Origin of the sequence: Marisediminitalea oceani (assembly GCF_003731635.1) — a bacterium.
Classification (GTDB): domain Bacteria; phylum Pseudomonadota; class Gammaproteobacteria; order Enterobacterales; family Alteromonadaceae; genus Alteromonas; species Alteromonas oceani.
On record NZ_RCUA01000033.1, the window covers coordinates 126,481 to 142,597 of the forward strand.

Annotated in this window: 19 protein-coding genes; 5 read left to right on the forward strand and 14 right to left on the reverse strand. The window is 50.6% G+C overall.

Annotation, left to right across the window (positions count from 1 at the left end):
* Positions 1–4 precede the first annotated feature (4 nt).
* A complete protein-coding gene (locus D9T21_RS11365) occupies positions 5–889 on the reverse strand; it encodes a LysR family transcriptional regulator (protein ID WP_123325052.1) in 885 nt (294 codons plus the stop codon).
* 108 nt (positions 890–997) lie between these two features.
* Here D9T21_RS11365 and D9T21_RS11370 point away from each other — a divergent pair, with 108 nt between their 5' ends.
* The 3 genes from D9T21_RS11370 (at position 998) to D9T21_RS11380 (ending at position 4,566) form a co-directional block, all read left to right on the forward strand.
* Positions 998–2,968 (forward strand): ligand-gated channel protein, encoded by a 1,971-nt coding sequence (locus D9T21_RS11370; RefSeq protein WP_123325053.1) that lies wholly within the window; start codon positions 998–1,000, stop codon positions 2,966–2,968.
* Between the two features lie 198 nt (positions 2,969–3,166).
* Complete coding sequence (locus D9T21_RS11375; protein ID WP_241155693.1) at positions 3,167–3,742, forward strand: DUF2271 domain-containing protein; 576 nt, start codon at positions 3,167–3,169, stop codon at positions 3,740–3,742.
* Positions 3,739–4,566, forward strand: coding sequence for a DUF4198 domain-containing protein (locus D9T21_RS11380; RefSeq protein ID WP_123325054.1), 828 nt, complete (start codon positions 3,739–3,741; stop codon positions 4,564–4,566). Before D9T21_RS11375 ends, D9T21_RS11380 begins: the two co-directional genes overlap by 4 nt.
* 77 nt (positions 4,567–4,643) lie before the next feature.
* On the opposite strand, the gene D9T21_RS11385 is transcribed toward D9T21_RS11380, so the two are convergent.
* The 4 genes from D9T21_RS11385 to D9T21_RS11400 all read right to left on the reverse strand — a co-directional run bounded on the left by D9T21_RS11385 (position 4,644) and on the right by D9T21_RS11400 (position 7,978).
* Positions 4,644–6,686 (reverse strand): TonB-dependent receptor, encoded by a 2,043-nt coding sequence (locus tag D9T21_RS11385; protein ID WP_123325079.1) that lies wholly within the window; start codon positions 6,684–6,686, stop codon positions 4,644–4,646.
* A 223-nt stretch (positions 6,687–6,909) separates the two neighbouring features.
* Positions 6,910–7,113, reverse strand: a complete 204-nt coding sequence (locus tag D9T21_RS11390; RefSeq protein WP_123325055.1) for a hypothetical protein — start codon at positions 7,111–7,113, stop codon at positions 6,910–6,912.
* Between the two features lie 23 nt (positions 7,114–7,136).
* Complete coding sequence (locus D9T21_RS11395; RefSeq protein ID WP_123325056.1) at positions 7,137–7,574, reverse strand: hypothetical protein; 438 nt, start codon at positions 7,572–7,574, stop codon at positions 7,137–7,139.
* A gap of 14 nt (positions 7,575–7,588) precedes the next feature.
* Positions 7,589–7,978 carry a hypothetical protein gene (locus D9T21_RS11400; protein WP_123325057.1) on the reverse strand — a complete coding sequence of 130 codons (390 nt, stop codon included), beginning with the start codon at positions 7,976–7,978 and terminating at the stop codon, positions 7,589–7,591.
* 106 nt (positions 7,979–8,084) lie between these two features.
* Between D9T21_RS11400 and D9T21_RS11405 the strand changes: the two genes are divergently transcribed.
* Both D9T21_RS11405 and D9T21_RS11410 read left to right on the forward strand, forming a co-directional pair.
* The gene (locus tag D9T21_RS11405; protein ID WP_123325058.1) at positions 8,085–8,444 is read left to right on the forward strand and encodes a hypothetical protein; all 360 of its coding nucleotides are present in this window, start codon (positions 8,085–8,087) and stop codon (positions 8,442–8,444) included.
* An 11-nt stretch (positions 8,445–8,455) separates the two neighbouring features.
* Entirely contained in the window at positions 8,456–9,844 is a 1,389-nt protein-coding gene (locus D9T21_RS11410) for a class II fumarate hydratase (RefSeq protein ID WP_123325059.1), read from the forward strand.
* A 44-nt stretch (positions 9,845–9,888) separates the two neighbouring features.
* On the opposite strand, the gene hmuQ is transcribed toward D9T21_RS11410, so the two are convergent.
* The 9 genes from hmuQ to D9T21_RS11455 all read right to left on the reverse strand — a co-directional run bounded on the left by hmuQ (position 9,889) and on the right by D9T21_RS11455 (position 16,066).
* Positions 9,889–10,191, reverse strand: coding sequence for a heme-degrading protein HmuQ (gene hmuQ, locus D9T21_RS11415; protein ID WP_123325080.1), 303 nt, complete (start codon positions 10,189–10,191; stop codon positions 9,889–9,891).
* A gap of 23 nt (positions 10,192–10,214) precedes the next feature.
* Positions 10,215–10,439, reverse strand: a complete 225-nt coding sequence (locus D9T21_RS11420) for a hypothetical protein (protein WP_123325060.1) — start codon at positions 10,437–10,439, stop codon at positions 10,215–10,217.
* A gap of 38 nt (positions 10,440–10,477) precedes the next feature.
* Entirely contained in the window at positions 10,478–11,158 is a 681-nt protein-coding gene (locus D9T21_RS22975) for a hypothetical protein (protein ID WP_241155694.1), read from the reverse strand.
* A 75-nt stretch (positions 11,159–11,233) separates the two neighbouring features.
* On the reverse strand, positions 11,234–11,629 hold the full coding sequence (locus tag D9T21_RS11430; RefSeq protein WP_377908274.1) for a YbaN family protein: 396 nt from the start codon (positions 11,627–11,629) through the stop codon (positions 11,234–11,236).
* A gap of 358 nt (positions 11,630–11,987) precedes the next feature.
* Positions 11,988–12,428, reverse strand: coding sequence for an azurin (azu, locus tag D9T21_RS11435; RefSeq protein WP_123325081.1), 441 nt, complete (start codon positions 12,426–12,428; stop codon positions 11,988–11,990).
* A 130-nt stretch (positions 12,429–12,558) separates the two neighbouring features.
* On the reverse strand, positions 12,559–14,034 hold the full coding sequence (locus tag D9T21_RS11440) for a flavodoxin domain-containing protein (RefSeq protein WP_123325062.1): 1,476 nt from the start codon (positions 14,032–14,034) through the stop codon (positions 12,559–12,561).
* A gap of 22 nt (positions 14,035–14,056) precedes the next feature.
* Positions 14,057–14,656: a PepSY-associated TM helix domain-containing protein gene (locus tag D9T21_RS11445; protein ID WP_123325063.1), complete on the reverse strand. Its 600-nt coding sequence runs from the start codon at positions 14,654–14,656 to the stop codon at positions 14,057–14,059.
* Positions 14,657–14,922: 266 nt separating this feature from the next.
* Positions 14,923–15,297: a glutathione S-transferase N-terminal domain-containing protein gene (locus D9T21_RS11450; protein WP_123325064.1), complete on the reverse strand. Its 375-nt coding sequence runs from the start codon at positions 15,295–15,297 to the stop codon at positions 14,923–14,925.
* A 52-nt stretch (positions 15,298–15,349) separates the two neighbouring features.
* The gene (locus D9T21_RS11455; protein ID WP_123325065.1) at positions 15,350–16,066 is read right to left on the reverse strand and encodes a lipoate--protein ligase family protein; all 717 of its coding nucleotides are present in this window, start codon (positions 16,064–16,066) and stop codon (positions 15,350–15,352) included.
* Positions 16,067–16,117: the final 51 nt, after the last annotated feature.

Below are 16,117 nucleotides of genomic sequence, written 5' to 3' on the forward strand. Positions count from 1 at the left end.
TGCCTCACAGGATAGTAAAATAGGACTCCAGCAGCTCAATGGCCTGGCGGGTTTTAACCGACATTGTCGGATAATTAGCAACAACCGCAAACACCTGATAATCCGGTAACTGCCAGTCCGGCAGCAGTTCAACCAGCTCACCGTTGGCCAGATAGTGCTGTACTTCCTTTTGCGGTAACACGGCAAAGCCCAGACCATCCACGGTAAACTGAATAAGCGCCTGCATCGAGTTGACGCTGAGCTTGGGATGCGCTAGCAAATAACGCTCATCATCCGGTCCGCTCAGCTCGTGTGCAGGCAGGTGATCGTAAACAATAAACGGATGTTCCTTTAATTGCTCCGGATGTGATAAAGACTCTGTGCTTAACGGATGAGACGGAGCAACGCATAACACCTGTGACCAGGTGGCAAGCTGATAGGATTTAAACCCTTCTTTATCAACCGGCGTAAACCCCAACGCCAGATCGGCGCCGCTGGCAACAATATCGTCATAGCCCTCGCCCAGGGTTACCGCGACGGAAATACGCTCTGAGCTCTGCAGTAACTGCCGCAGCGGCTTACTCAACAATCCCCCGCCAAAGCCTTCGGGCGCGAGGATTCGCAGTTCACCGGAGGGTGAATGAAGCAAGGCGTCGATTTCCTGCTGCCCCTGTTGCGCGGTGGCAAGTAACTCCTTACTGGTGCGGTAATAAATCCGCCCGGCTTCAGTAAGGCTCAGATGACGGGAATTACGATTAACCAATTGCTGGCCGATATCTTCTTCCAGCTTACGCAACTGTTGGCTGATGGCCGACACGGTCATGTGTAACTGCCTGGCAGCCACACTCATATTGCCGCAGTCAGCAACGGTTAAAAACACTTTCAGGGCGCGGGTAAACTTAACGTTCATAGAAATTCATTTTTGCTAAAGACACCGTTTAATATTAGTCGATTGCAGATAACTGACTCCGATCTTATCCTAAATAACAATCATTCTCACTAAGATTTTCACTGTTATATGCGATTAGATAAGATGTCCCTGGCACTTTGCTGTGCTTTCATTTCTTCAGCTGTACTGGCTGTTTCTCCCGATAATGAAGAACTGGAAAAAATTGTGGTGACCGCTTCAGGCACCGCGCAAATGCTTAAAGAAGCGCCTGCCTCTATCAGTGTGCTCGATAAAGAGGACCCCAGTGAAAGGTTTTATCGGGACCTCACCGATGCCATGACTGATATTCCGGGCGTGATTGTCACCGGTGGCGGTGACAGAGAAGATATCAGCCTGCGAGGCATGGGTAGTCAGTACACCCTTATCCTGGTCGACGGTCAGCGACAGAGCTCACGTGAAACCCGGCCTAACAGCGATGGCCCTGGTGTTGAAGGCGCCTGGATCCCGCCGCTATCGGCTATTGAGCGCATCGAGGTCATCCGCGGGCCTATGTCTTCTTTGTATGGCTCAGATGCCATTGGTGGTGTAATCAATATTATCACCAGCAAAACCCCGGATGCCTGGCGCGGTGAGGTACGCTTAGATGCTACCATTCAGGAAGACAGCGATTCAGGTAATCAATACCAAACCACGTTCTTTACGGCTGGTTCACTTATCCCGGGTAAATTGGGCTTACAACTTTACGGCCGCTACACCCAGCGGGAAGAAGACAATATCGTCGACGGCTTTCGCGACCGCGACCATAAAAACATCAGTGCCAAACTGGCCTTTACCCCCAATGACAGTCACGAATTTGTGTTTGAAGCCACCCATACCCAGCAGAAAATTAACGCAACACTGGGTAAAACCGTTGCACCGCTGGCCGAGGGCGAAGAATGTGGCCGTCGCGGCTGTCCGGCATCGAGCATGACTGAGTATGACCGCACTAACCTGTCGCTCAGTCACACCGGATACTGGGGTTGGGCAACCTCGCAAACTTATATCAAACAAGATGAGTTTGATAATGAATCCCGGCAAATGTACGTTAAAAACCTCGATGCCCAGACGATGTGGGCCGTTCCGATCAACGATATCCTGAGCTTGAGTGCAGGCGGCGCTTATTTTGAGGAAGAGCTTAATGACCTGACCAGCAACCAGATTAGCGAGCTTTCACTGGTCGACGGTCACCAGTGGTCGGTATTCGCCGAAGGCGAATGGAAAATCATTAAGGATTTCGCGATTACTACCGGTTTACGTTACGACGACGACCAGAACTATGGCGGTCAGTTAAGCCCTCGTTTATATGGGGTATGGCAAATCAGTTCAACAACCATTTTAAAGGGTGGCATATCCACTGGCTTCAGGGCGCCGAACCTGCGCCAGACCAATCCTTCCTGGGGACAAATCAGCCGCGGTGGCAATATTTATGGTAACCCGGATCTGGAAGCGGAGTCATCGGTCAGCTATGAGCTCGGCTTATATCAGGACTTTAGTAAGGACACCACGGTATCCGCAACGGTGTTTTATAACGAATTTGAAGACCGTATCACCCGAATTCAGTGCCCAACAGACCTGTGTACCGACGGGCCTAACGATTTCGGATCTGCCCCCACCACCTATATCAACATCGATGAGGCCATCACTCAGGGTTTTGAAATGAGTGTGCAGGCTAAACTTACCAACGCCATTGAATTTAATGCCAACTACACCTATACCGACTCGGAGCAAAAAACCGGTCAGTACGCTGGCAGCCCGCTCAATCAACTGCCTAAACATCTGGTTCAAACCTCTCTGCGCTGGGCCATCAACGATATGACCAGCAGTTGGCTGCGCGTTCACTACCGTGGTGAAGAGAGTCAGCCCACCACCGGTCCGTCGCAGGACAGCTTGATAGCCCCCTCGTATACGCTGGCAGACGTTGGCTTAAACTACGGTTTAACCAACGATATAAAACTCGGCGCCGGTATTTATAACCTGCTGGATAAAGACATTGGTATGGAAGAATACGGCTACGTGGAAGATGGCCGACGTTACTGGCTGTCACTGGCCTGGTCTTTTTAGGGGCTTTAGCAAAACTGCCTGCGCCGATTTATGCTGAGCGCAGGCAGTGCCGGGCTCTGTTATGTCATCAGATTTATGTCGTCAGCCGAATTAATGTGTCAATCAACTCAATTGCAATTGATTCTCAATACCATTTAGATTAAGGTTTTGATTTTCGCCTTGCAGAGCAACCAGGATATTATTTCAGGAGATTTTACGTTGTTAAAAGATACCCCCTGCTTTTTGCCGCTTTACGGCAAAAAAAGCCGTTCCAACACATTGCTGAGTAAGCTTTACCGGCTAGCCCTGCCGCTTGGGATGCTTAGCACGGCTATGACAGCACAGGCCGATGAGCTTGAAATTACATTACCCACCTTGAATGTAGCCGAATACCACGCCCCTTACGTTGCCGCGTGGCTGGCCGACGAGCGTGGTAAACGCGTAGTGGATATTGCCGTATGGTACGACACCGACATGGCCAATAACGAAGGCGAAAAATGGCTGAAGGACTTACGTATGTGGTGGCGGCGCAGCGGTCGCAGTGCCAGCATGCCAATTGATGGTGTGAGTGGCGCTACCCGCCGGCCGGGCACCTCGACCATCGCGCTCGACGGGCGGTTCGACGACGTTGCTGCCGGCGATTATTTTATCTGGGTTGAAGCCGCACGCGAACTCGGTGGCCGTGAAACCCTTAAAGTCCCGGTATCACTTCCGGTAAAACAAACAGTTAATGCCAGTGCTGAAGGTCAGCACGAACTTTCTTCGATAACCTTACACATGGAGCCTGCACAATGAAGAAATCACTATTAATCGGTGCCACAGCCCTGGCCCTGACTCTGGCCAGCCCGTTCAGTCAGGCCCACCGGGTGTGGATCAAGCCTTCTACCACTTCTGTTTCCGGTGACAGCGAATGGATCACCTTCGATGTGGCCGTGGCTAACGGTATCTTTCATCCGGATCATTTTGCTTATCCGGCGGAACGCTTATCTGTCGTCTCACCCAGTGGAAATCCGGTAGACATTCAAAACCAGCAAAAGCTGCGCTACCGCAGTGTATTTGATGTGGAGCTGACTGAGAGCGGCACCTACAAAGTGTTTAATGCCTCACAATCCTTAGTGGCGTTCTGGAAAGACGAAGACGGCGAGCGCCATTTCTGGCCGGGCCGTGGTAAGACCGGCACTGTGGAAGAGTTTTACCAAGCGGTACCTCAGGATGCCGATGACCTGAACGTAATGGAAACCGCTAATCGCCTGGAAACCTATGTGACACTTGGCGCTCCAACGGCCGACAACAATAAGCTAACGGGAAAAGGTCTTGAGCTTAAAGCATTAACCCACCCCAACGATGCTTACACCGGTGAGCCAATCGATTTTCAGTTCTTTATGAGCGGCGATAAAGCTCAGGGGACCAAAGTTATTGTGGTCAAAGACGGCGAAAAATACCGTGATACTGCCGGTGGTGTAGAAGTGACGGCCGACAAAGAAGGCAAAATCAGCCTGCAATTTGATGAGCCTGGCATGTACTGGCTGGAGGCCGAGTACGAAGACGACAAAGCCAAAGCGCCGGCTAAGAAACGCCGCGCCAGCTACGTACTGGTTTTTGAAGTCCTGCCACTTTAAGACTTATTCCTGAACTTAAAGAAAAAGCGCGTAACTCCAGGTTACGCGCTTTTTTTGTATCTCTGACCAGCGCTTAACTACCAGCTATAAGTGGCGCTCAGCATATAATTACGTGGTCTGCCCGGAAAATAACGATCGCCACCAAACGAGGTGAAATCGGCGCGCTCGGCGTAGGCAGTATCCAACAGGTTATTCACTCTTGCATACAGGGTAAGCTCGGGCGTTAACTGCCAGGATGAACGTAAATTCACTAACTCATGGCCTTCGTACTCGTGCAGATTCTCCGGGTCGGTGTAGTACCCGCCAACGTGGTTTAATTCCAGTTCGGCGCGCACTTGCGGCGTGAAGTTATAGCCTATTCGCACATCGGCAATGGTGTTGGGCGCAGTGTCAATGTCGTTACCATTTATATTCACGCCACCGAGTTCCTGATTATAGCGGTAAGTGTGGCTTGCCATAGTTGCCGCCAATGCAATATCCAGGCGCTGACTGGCTTGCCAGCGCAACTCCAGCTCCACTCCTGTATGTCGTGACTGTCCGTCATTAACATTAAAGAAGTTACTGTCGCGGAAAATGAAGTTGTCTTTATCCATATAATAGGCAGCAATGGTATAGCTTAAGCCGGGGTAATTGCCTTTTACGCCGAACTCGACGTTACGCGCTTCTTCCGAATTAAGATCGGCGACCTGCTGAGCACGCTGTAAACGATACAGTTCGGTGGCCTGGGGCGCGCGATAGCCTAGCGAATAGTTAGCATAAAACTGCGTAGTGTCAGAATAGAGATAGGTGGCACCCAATTTTGGTGAGGCATTAGTGAAGCTGTTTTTACTGCTTGGTGGCCGCGAGTACCGGCAGCCGCCCATACCGCAGGCCGTGCCGTCTTCGCGTAAGCGCCCCGAATTCATATTATTGGTATAGTCATAATGGATATATTCGTAGCGCAGACCCGCACTCAGCAACCAGCTGTCATTGCGCCACACAAGTTCACTGAAGGCAGCAATTAACGACGCATCCACATCGTAATCATAATGTTTACCCGCCGGAATGGTAGCAACCAGAAACGCCGAGCCGGTGGTGGGCTGTTCCTGATATTGCAACAGGCTTCCCTCGGTGTGCTCGGCATCAATACCGGCATTCAGGGTAACACTGGCAGAAACATTATGGGTCCATAAACTTTGCACTCCCACACCTTGCTGGCTGTTTTCCTCGGTAGGTTGCCCCGGCAGAAAGTGCATTAAAAATTCCATGTCCTGGTCGCGAATATAGGGCGTTACCGATAGCGTATCGCCACCGTCTAACTGCCATAACGCTTTCGACCACAGGCGCAATGAGCTGGCGTTACGAAAGGCCTCAGGATTTTCGTTACCCTGAGCAAGCTGTGCATCTTTGTAGGCATTAGTACCGGTGATATAGCCAGCGGTTTCCTGCTCCAGATTGGTATAGGTCAGGCCGGTTGTCAGGGTTAATGACGAAAACGCATGTTCATGACGCAGATTAAACTTTTCCTGATCCAGCCCCTCGGCCACCCGATAACCGTTATCCCGGGTTACGCTGGCATTAATCCCCACACCACCATCGCCATAATTGTGGCCATTTCGAAGTTTAACCCGGTTGTATCCGTAGGAGCCGTAGTCGTAACCAAGCAAACCACCGCCTTGTGTGGTGTCCGGCGTAACAACATTAATTACGCCGTGTACCGCATTAGAGCCATATAAAGCCGAACCCGGCCCCTTAAGCACCTCTATCCGCTCGGCCATTTCAGAATGCGCTTCGAACAATTCGTTAATGTTACAAAAACCGGCAGCGCGCAGGGGAATGCCATCTTCTGCAGTTAACAAGCCACCGCAGGCACCGGCTCCTGTGAATACCTGAGAACGCAGGGCTGGCAGATATTCCTGCCCGTTACCTCGCTGTACCTGTGCACCGGCAATAAATTTAAGCACTTCCTCAATGTGCGTAGGCGAAACAAGGTTAATATCCTGCTGGCCAACGGCGCTGATAATGAGTGGGGCATTGCTGTCGTCAGCGCCGTGGCGGGAACCCGTGGTGGTGATCCGCTCGATATCTGCAGGCAACTGCACTTGTGCAGTTTGCGCACTAGCGTTAAACGTACCACTCATGGCAAAGAACAGGGTGGTTAATGCGGGCAACCAGCCGTTTTGAGGTAACTTGGTCATGGCTTATCTTTTATTTTGATGAATGAAATGCGGCACGAGTTGAGCCAGCGGTCATGATAGACCTTCATAATCATTAATAAAACCAGTTAAACCGGTACTTTGCGGTCTCTTTAACTAGTACTTTGTACCTGTTACGCTCGCTGCTGGATGCTGCACTCAGCCGGATTTATTTGCCCGCCGGCAACCAACGGCTGATCGCACGGTAAATAGCAAACACAATGGCTAGCCCTGAGGCGGCCAGAGACAATAGCAGTAAGGCATGAATAAACAAGCTGCTCCAGTGACTGTGATCATGCCCATCATGAGCCTGAACAGTGTGGCTAATGGCTAACAGCCAGATAATAAACCAGCGCCAATCAACCCGTTGCATGATGATCTCCTTACTTTGTGTTGTTAGTAACCTGATGTAACCCCATCGTATTGATAGGGATTCAGCAGTCTTTGTCTTGGCCTGAGCTGGTCGAAGCTACCATGCTGCTGTTCAAACCGACTTAAGCGCTGATGAGCACTTCGACAACCCCAAACCGTGCAGGCTGATTCTCCCCGCTTGCAGAAAACCGCCATCATCTGCTGCTTTGCTGTGACCAATACCTGCCAGGCCAGTCGCAGACTGTTTTCCCGCTCATATAGCTCGGCCAGATTGTGATAACTTACCAGTAACGCTTCAACTGTGCGGCGTGATACGGGCCACTTTTTTACCAGCGTTCTGGCCAACTCAATGGCTCTGGAGTAATAAACCAGTGTTATCAGGGTGTGATGCAGTTCAAAGTTATCATTACCTGCCGCAATCACTTCCCGCCACTTAGCGTAAGCGGCATCAGACTGACTCATGATGACCTCCTGAGTTAATGCCGGCTGATACTGAAATCACTGAAGGCTGTCATGGCCTGCTGAGCAGCCGCTTCCTGATAACTTACCGCGGTAATCAGATCGGCAACACGGCGTTGCATGGCCGCCTGGTAATCCACCAGCCCCATAGCTCCATAGGCGTCGCAAATCAGGGTCGACAGAACGAAGACTTTTTCCAGCAGTTGCCGGTTCTGACCTTCTTCCACCTCCAGCAAAATCGCGGTGATATCGAACGCGCAACCTAAGTAGGGAATACATTCACGATACTCACCGTCGTAAAACAGGGTCGTGCCCTGAAACTCATCCCGGGCTAAAAAATTAATCGCCTCCAGTGGATGGCTATAAACCCAGTCGGCGTGTTTGGTACATAAAAAAGAAATTTCCATTGGCATGTCCTCCTGACTTAAACATACGCCATTTCAGACTTATTGCAAATGATAATTGTTTGCATTAGCATAAAATTACGTTCAGTGGACTAGAATGGTAGTTGCTATGACACAACACATTGCCAAAGCGCTCGTGACATCGGCCAATTTAAAGCAACAAATCAGAACGGCATGTCACCCGGATGATCCACAGTTGCTTAAGCGCTATATAAACTTAGCCCTCGACAGTGCGAACACTGCCGGGGCATCGTCCGAAAAAATTCGTATTCTGCTGGACTGTGCGGCGCTTTTGCTCGAGACAGCCTGCGATAAAAAGGTAGTGCTGAGCTGGCGCTATCAGTGTCTCGACCAGATTTACCGGCCGCTGCTGGCGGCCGAGAAGCAAAGTATAACAGCCGGCGATCACCATCGCGTGAGGCAGTTTAGTCATCTGTTTACTCACCTCACGCCGACATTTTTTAACTAAGGACCTCAAATATGACCACCTCTACCGAAACACGAATCGAGCAAGACAGCATGGGCGAACTGGAAGTCCCTGCAAAAGCTTTATATGGCGCGCAGACCCAGCGGGCAGTCAATAATTTTCCGGTCAGTGGCCAGTCTATGCCAGAGGCTTTTATCAGAGCATTGATCACGGTAAAAAAAGCCGCAGCTCAGGCCAACGTCGCATTAGATACGCTGGACAGCGATACAGGTGAAGCGATTTGTCAGGCCTGCGACCAATTGCTCAACGAGCCACAACTCATGGCACACTTCCCGGTCGACATCTTTCAGACCGGTTCAGGCACCAGTACCAACATGAACGCCAATGAAGTGATTGCCAGGTTAGCCAGCCAGCAATCCGGCCTGTCTGTTCACCCCAATGATCACGTTAATTACGGCCAGAGCAGTAACGATATAATCCCCACCACTATTCATGTGAGTGCCGCACTTGCCTTGAAGCAGGAACTCTTGCCCTCACTCAGTCACCTGTATCGCGTGATTGGTAACAAGGCCAGTGAGCTAAAAGGTGTCTGTAAAACCGGCCGTACCCACCTGATGGATGCTATGCCTGTGCGTATGGATCAGAGTTTATCGGGCTGGCAGGCGCAAATAGGTCAGCAGATTAAAGCATTGAATGCCCACCAGCCGGCTATACAAACACTGGCACTGGGTGGTACGGCAGTTGGCACCGGCATTAATGCTCACCCTGACTTTTCAGCGAGATTTAATGAAAAGCTGACTACGCTTAGCGGCGTCCCTTTTCAGCCGGCAGATAACTATTTCGCGCTTATTGCCTCGCAGGATACCGCGGTTACTTTATCTGGCTTGCTGAAATCAACCGCGGTGAGTTTAATGAAAATCAGTAACGACTTACGCTGGATGAACTCAGGGCCACTGGCAGGTCTCGGCGAAATCGCCCTGCCTGCTCTGCAACCCGGCTCCTCCATTATGCCGGGTAAGGTAAATCCGGTTATCCCGGAAGCCGTGGCGATGGCTTCGGCACAGGTTATAGGTAACGATGCCGCCATTACGGTTGGCGGCCAGTCAGGTAACTTTGAGTTAAATGTCATGCTGCCAATGATTGCCAGTAATCTGTTAAGTAGCTTTACGCTAATGGCCAACAGCGCTTCGTTACTGGCAGATAGCGCCATCAGTGGTTTTGAGGTATTAAACGAAAATCTGGAAGCCGCATTGGACAAAAACCCGATTCTGGTCACGGCGCTTAACCCCATTATCGGCTACAACAAAGCCGCCGAAATTGCTAAGCGTGCTTACAAAGAGAAGCGGCCGATTGTTGACGTGGCCGACGAAATGACCGACCTGTCACGGCAAGAATTAACCGAACTGCTCGACCCGAGAAAGCTGACCGATAACAGCCAGTAACATTGAGGGTGAGAACCGGTAAAATATGTTCGTTCTTACAATCCTTACAGAACGGCATCAAACAGTTCAAGCCGGGGCGGGCCCGCATAGAAATCGCGGCTCTGACCTGCGCCGGCATGGGCTTTTTTAAACGCGTCAGATTTCACCCAGTTGTCAAAACTGGCTCTGCTTTGCCAGCACACATGGGTCGAAAACAAAGTGTACTCGTCAAAAGCTTCGCCTTGTAGTAAATGGAACGACTCAAATCCCGGCACCTCATCAAGAAAACTTTCCCGCTGTCGCCACATTTCGATAAAGGCTGTTTCACTGCCCGGTTTCACCTTAAAACGATTCATTGCAATAAACATCTGACTGTCCTTTTCAATAAAAGTCATTCACTATCGTGATCTCTGGTCCTAAGTGGCGCAACCACCATTTTCAAAAACAAGGTTGCCAGCGCCGTTATTAAACTGGTAAACAGAGCCCAGTGTAGCGCTTTGTCAGCCTCCACTTCGAGGCTAAGCAAAATAAAGAACACGGCAAAATAAGCAAGCCCGGCTGAAATGATGACCGCCGAATAGTGTAATACATTATTGATAAGCGTATCTTTATTCACTTGATTCTCCGCTAGCTGCCATGGCCCTCAGGCACAGGTTAATCGTGTTTTGCGTTCAGCACATCATTTTTGGGCTGCGAACCAGCGTCCAGAAATCCATCGATAACCGTTTGTTCATGCTCAGTAAATGCGCTGTTGAAATTGTCCGGATGAACAGGAATAGCGCGCCGTAGCGGCGGAGCGACACGTTCATTGGCGCGCGCCAGTTGCCGGGTAAATTGAGCCGGTGAGATACGGTTATAAGTGAAGACGCCAGGTTTACCGCTATCGGTTGTAGGCGTTAACAAATCATCATGCTCTAACAAAAATGCATGTTTAAACACCGCCTGGGATTTGCTGAAGTCAGCGTTGGTGCTGCGCAGCAGGGCGGCCTCTGGCAGCGCTTTGATTCGAACTGTATCGTTGTTTTTCTGCCAGGTAACACCACAAACACTAATAACCAATGCGGTACTTCGCGTTGCGGTGACTGCTCGGGCGAAGGGTGAGTCCGACGGCAGCTTTTCCAGCGTTTCGACCACACTAGCCAGGGAGTCCCGCGATAACTTTTCCAGTGTCACAACCCCACTGTTGGCGGTATAAGTCAGTTTGAGGGTATTTTCCAGATAATACACCTCACCGGTATCCTGCCAGATGGAACCGCCAGGTTGCTCTGGTTGGCTAACATCGGTTTTCTTAGCGGTGCTGTTGAAACGTTTTAATAGCCCGGGTAACACTATCACCTTCCCAAAAAGTAAACCTGAAGCTGATACGGCAAGAGCTGAAAACTGGTTTATTCCAAACGCCTTATCAGATGCCTAGTGATGCGGTCGGCTCCAGATAAAAGCCATAACGGCGCATAGCGTTATCCCTTGGATAATAAGAAGCGCCGGGCGTAGCTCCATTACTATTGAAATGGTGTAAACCACTAACACCGATGCCGTAGCTGCATATTTCGCCGCCGGGCTAATTGCACCGCTACGTTGCCAGTCGGCTATTGCCGGGCCAAAGATCCGATGATTAATTAACCAGTCATGGGCGCGATTAGAGGAGCGGGCAAAACAGTAAGCCGCCAGTAGCATAAAAGGCACCGTAGGTAATAAAGGCAATACCGCGCCAATCCCGCCTAACACCACACAAGACAAGCCCAGTAATAACCAGACAGGACGCATCACTGACGAGCGGGAAGGACTACAACATCTTGGCTCACTCACATTTACACCTTACATTTTTCGAAGCTTACCAGGTTGTTTGCTTTGCAGCTTACAAACCGAGGGGGCTCGTCTCAGTACTTACCTGAAGCTTAGCAGCCACCCCATATTCTGCCAGTGCTATAACAAGCTGATATTGTGAATATTATTAATACAAAACCAGGCGATACCAGATGAATAAACCAGCTATTAGTAAGCATAAGTTACCGGTGCGGGGGATACAAATTTTAGCTTAGGAGGATATGCTTAGCGACCAACCAGTATCAGGTTTCGTCACCAGCTGTAGAGCACGTGGAACGCTGAAGATATTCGAAGGTAATGAGCTAACCGCCCTTTGCTGAGGGCGATTAGCCTGGATGGGTTAGTTAACGATAAACGCGCCCTTCATGATGGCAAAGTGGCCAGGGAATGAGCAAAAGAACGTGTAGTCTTCACCGGCAGTTAAACCAGCAACATCTACCGTAATGGTCTCCTGCTCTCCACCGCCAATAATTTTGGTGGCCGCAATAATACGCTCATCGCCCGGTGGCAGGTAATTGTTATCCGGACCTGCTTTCAGAGCGCCGTTAACAATTTCCTGGGCATCGGCAGTGGTTGATAAAACCCAGTTATGGCCCATGTATTTCTTGTCCAGCTGTCCGGTATGCTTCAGCGTTACCTCAAAGGTATCGCACGAGGCAGGCACAGACATTTCTTTCATGTTGAACTGCATCATATCGTTACTTTCGATAGTCACAGCGCACTCATCAGCCAGGGTAAAACTGCTAAAGGCTACTAACAAAAACGCTAAACACTTTTTCATAGACATACTCTCATCTGTTAAATGAGTATATATGTAACACCCGGCATAATGGATTAACATTATCCCTTAAGCCGCATCTGTACTACTTATGAACTACTGCCTGATTAGTATTTGCTGCCAGTGCTGCGGACTAGTAAGTATCGCGATGATAACGCTGTTCATCAATAAGCTGCATTAATGCGTCTTCACCAAGTATGTCAGTGAGCGTCTGGTGCACCGCCTGCCCCATCCCCTGATGGCTGCCACACACATAAATATGCGCTCCCCTGGCAATTATGTTTTGCAGTTCATCGGCTGCCGCTACCATGACATCCTGTACATACTGGCCGGGCTCGCCTCGCGAATAGGCCTGCTGAATTTTAAGCCCGGCAAACCCTGTTTGCCACGTTTCAAATGCGGCAGGGATAACATTGTCCAGTTGCGGCGACTGCTCACCATAAATTAACCAGATGTCGGCATCACTGTTAGCATAATATCGCTTTGCCAGTTGTGCCCGAATGCCAGCCAGGCCACTGCCCGCGCCAATGAGCACAAGCGGTACATCAAGTTGCGCAATATGGCATAGCGGATTGTCCTTCACGTAGGCACAAAATGGCTCTTCACTGCCCGCATAGGTGGTCAGCCAGCCGGAGCCGATACCTGGCGTACCATCAGGGTGATACTGTTTTCTGACAATCAGTTTTAGCTGCCCTTCTTCAGGTACCGATGCAATGCTGTAACTGCGCAGAGGTAGCAAGGGCATCTTTAAAATCTGTTGCTCTTTGTTCCCAGCCCCGGCTAAATCCGTCAGTTGGCGGGTTTGCAATACAAGCTTAAGCGGGGTTGGCGTGCCCTCAACAGCAATAGCAGTATCCGGGTTGAGTTCATACTTGTTAAGCCATTCAGCAATGGCCGTGCTAGCGTTATGGGGCTGAATATCGAGAATGTCACCGGCCTGCCAGGCGGGCAATGCCTGATCGGCATCCAGTGTCACCATAAAGAGTTCCCGGCCATCTGCACTGTTGAGTTGCTGTTGCTCAGTGACCCGCCAGGTCCTGGCTTTAAAAGGGCTTTCGGCACTCTGAGAAACGTCACCCGGCAGGGGCTGCGACTGTGCCCGGTCGATTGTTTCCAGCTCAGCGATGGCCGTGGCACCGGATTGTTGAAGGGCATCATCGAGTAGTTCGCCAAAGGCACAAAACGCCGGGTACTGACTATCACCCAGAGCGATTACCCGGTAAGAAAGGGATTGCAGTAATGCAGTATTGTGCTGTTTATTATGCTGGTGAAGCGCCCGGTAAAAACGTCGGCCGTTATCGGGTGGCTCGCCGTCACCATAGGTACTAACCACAAATAATGCATCGTTTGCTTTTCGCAATGTATCAATGGCCAGATCGTTAAGCGCGATAACTTTCACCGGGCGATCTGAACCCAGCAACTCAGCCTGGTATTCGGCCAACTGTTTTGCCGTGCCGGTTTGGCTGGCGTAAGCCACAATAAACGCACCGGTAGTGACATGCCGCCGCTCTCGTTGCCGGGCATAATGGCTAACAATGATAAAGCCTACCCATGCGCAATAAGCCAGGCAAAGGGCAATAGCCAGCCACAGTCGTTGATTATCCGTCATTCAAACTGCTCCCCGCCCGGCATCAATGGATAAAGACCAGTGCGATGACCACCGGGATCAATAACCCCAGCGCGGTAACGGGCCAGGTTGACTGCTTGTGAGAGGCCTGTTTTACCAGTAACCATAATCCGGTCAGGGTAAACACAATCATGGCAATGGCTATTACATCGATAAACACAAACCACACCGGCCCGGTATTACGGCCTTTGTGTAAATCATTAAAATAAGCAATCCAGCCGCGCTCTGTGCCTTCATATAGCAGCGCTGCGTCATCCACGTTGATGGCCAGCCAGCGATCGGCGCCCGGCCCCGGCCAGGCCAGGTAAAACTCCATACCATCAAATTCGCCGGCCACATCAGCCGGAACACTAATACTGTGTTCACTGGCCAGCCACTGGCGAACCGGTTGTGGCGCAGGCATTTCTGCCATGGGTAAGTCCTGTAAGTGCGTTAACACATCAGCGGGCACTTCACTTTCTATAGTAGTAACTGAGATCGATGCAGGGATCACTGCGGCGTGATTAAGCGTAATGCCGGTAACGGCAAATAACAGCATGCCAACCAGCGAAACGGCAGCACTGATCCAGTGCCATTGACGGGCCGTGCCCAGTGAAAATCGCATAACGAAATACCCTTATCGTTGCTATGCAGTGCGTGCTGTGAACCCATTGGAAACAGGAATATCCTGGCTGTCAGGGCACCTTTGTGGAAAAGTAAATGATAACCATTTTTATTTAGCCGTCAACACGCATGTACTACACTGGTCTCGGGAATCAGGGGTTTAAACTTTATGAGGGCTGTAAAACTGAGAGTGGGGAGTAAAACAAACCAGGGTTATGCTACCGCGGATGCTGGCTGATCAGGCATCCGCGGCATCAATTGAAGTATTCAGGCAGGGCCAAACTGGTCGTTGAGGTAAACAATAATTTGCTTGGATTCGTAAAGCCACTCTTCCCGGCCATCGCTGTGCTGAATACGTAAACAAGGCACCTGCACTTTACCGCCGCCCTGGATCAGTTCTTCGCGGTGCGGTGAGCCCTGCACGGCGCTGCGCTTTTCAATGGGTACGCGCAGTTTATGAATGGCCCGGCGGGTTTTGACACAAAACGGACAGGCAAAAAAGTGGTAAAGGGTCATCCCCTGGGCAGCCTGAGCAACCTTTTGCTGTGCTTCCGGGGTACGCTTCACCCGACTCCAGCGGGTTAATACATCAACGGATACAATAACCAGACCCAGTGCGTTGCGAACAAGTTTTACAATCATTAACTGAATGTCCTTGGGTTGAAAAAAGAACGCAGTATAGTCTTTTTAACCGTTAAGAAAAAACCGTGTGACGAGAAAAAGCGCGGATTAATCCCGAGAACAATTCATCGGTAGTGAGTGAATCGGCAAGATGGCGATTTAGACAGGTGTGGGCGTTCAGCTTCACTCTGTCGGGGATATTATTGAATTCGTTACACGCATTCACCGGCGGAATAATGCTTTCCAGCACATCATCAATCAGCAGGCAGGCATGCGCCAGCACTATTCTGCGCCCGCCCGGGGCGGTCAGCACGCGCTGCGCCGTGCCTACAATCTTCTGGCCGTTAATGTTCAGGTTATAATCGCCATCACAATAAGCATACGCGGTAGCATGAATGTCGGCGCTGATATCCAGGGCGGCAAAGAACGCCAGCAAATTATCACAAAGCTGCTGATAAGCGCCTTTAACCGAATAAGACTGCGTTGCAGTTAAGGTGTACATATGAGCAATATTCAGCATGGCAGGGCTTTGTGGCACCGGCGAACCGCCTGAACGACGCTGCAAAATGTCCCAGCCCCGTTGAGCCAGCCACTCACTTAACGGCTCGGTTTTCTGCCACTTTCTGCCTGCCGGTAAAACGATGGCCGGCGCCGTGCAGCGCCACAATAATAAAGCCTGATTAAAGTTGCCCTGCTTTACCTGCTCCAGCAGCAGTTGTTCTTTTTCCATTGCCTTATCACAGGTAGTGGCCGGCAACCGAACTACCCGGTGCTTTTGTTTATCGGTCATCAACGTTGCAATTAACTGTAAATACCCTGGCCGAATCACACCACAATCCAC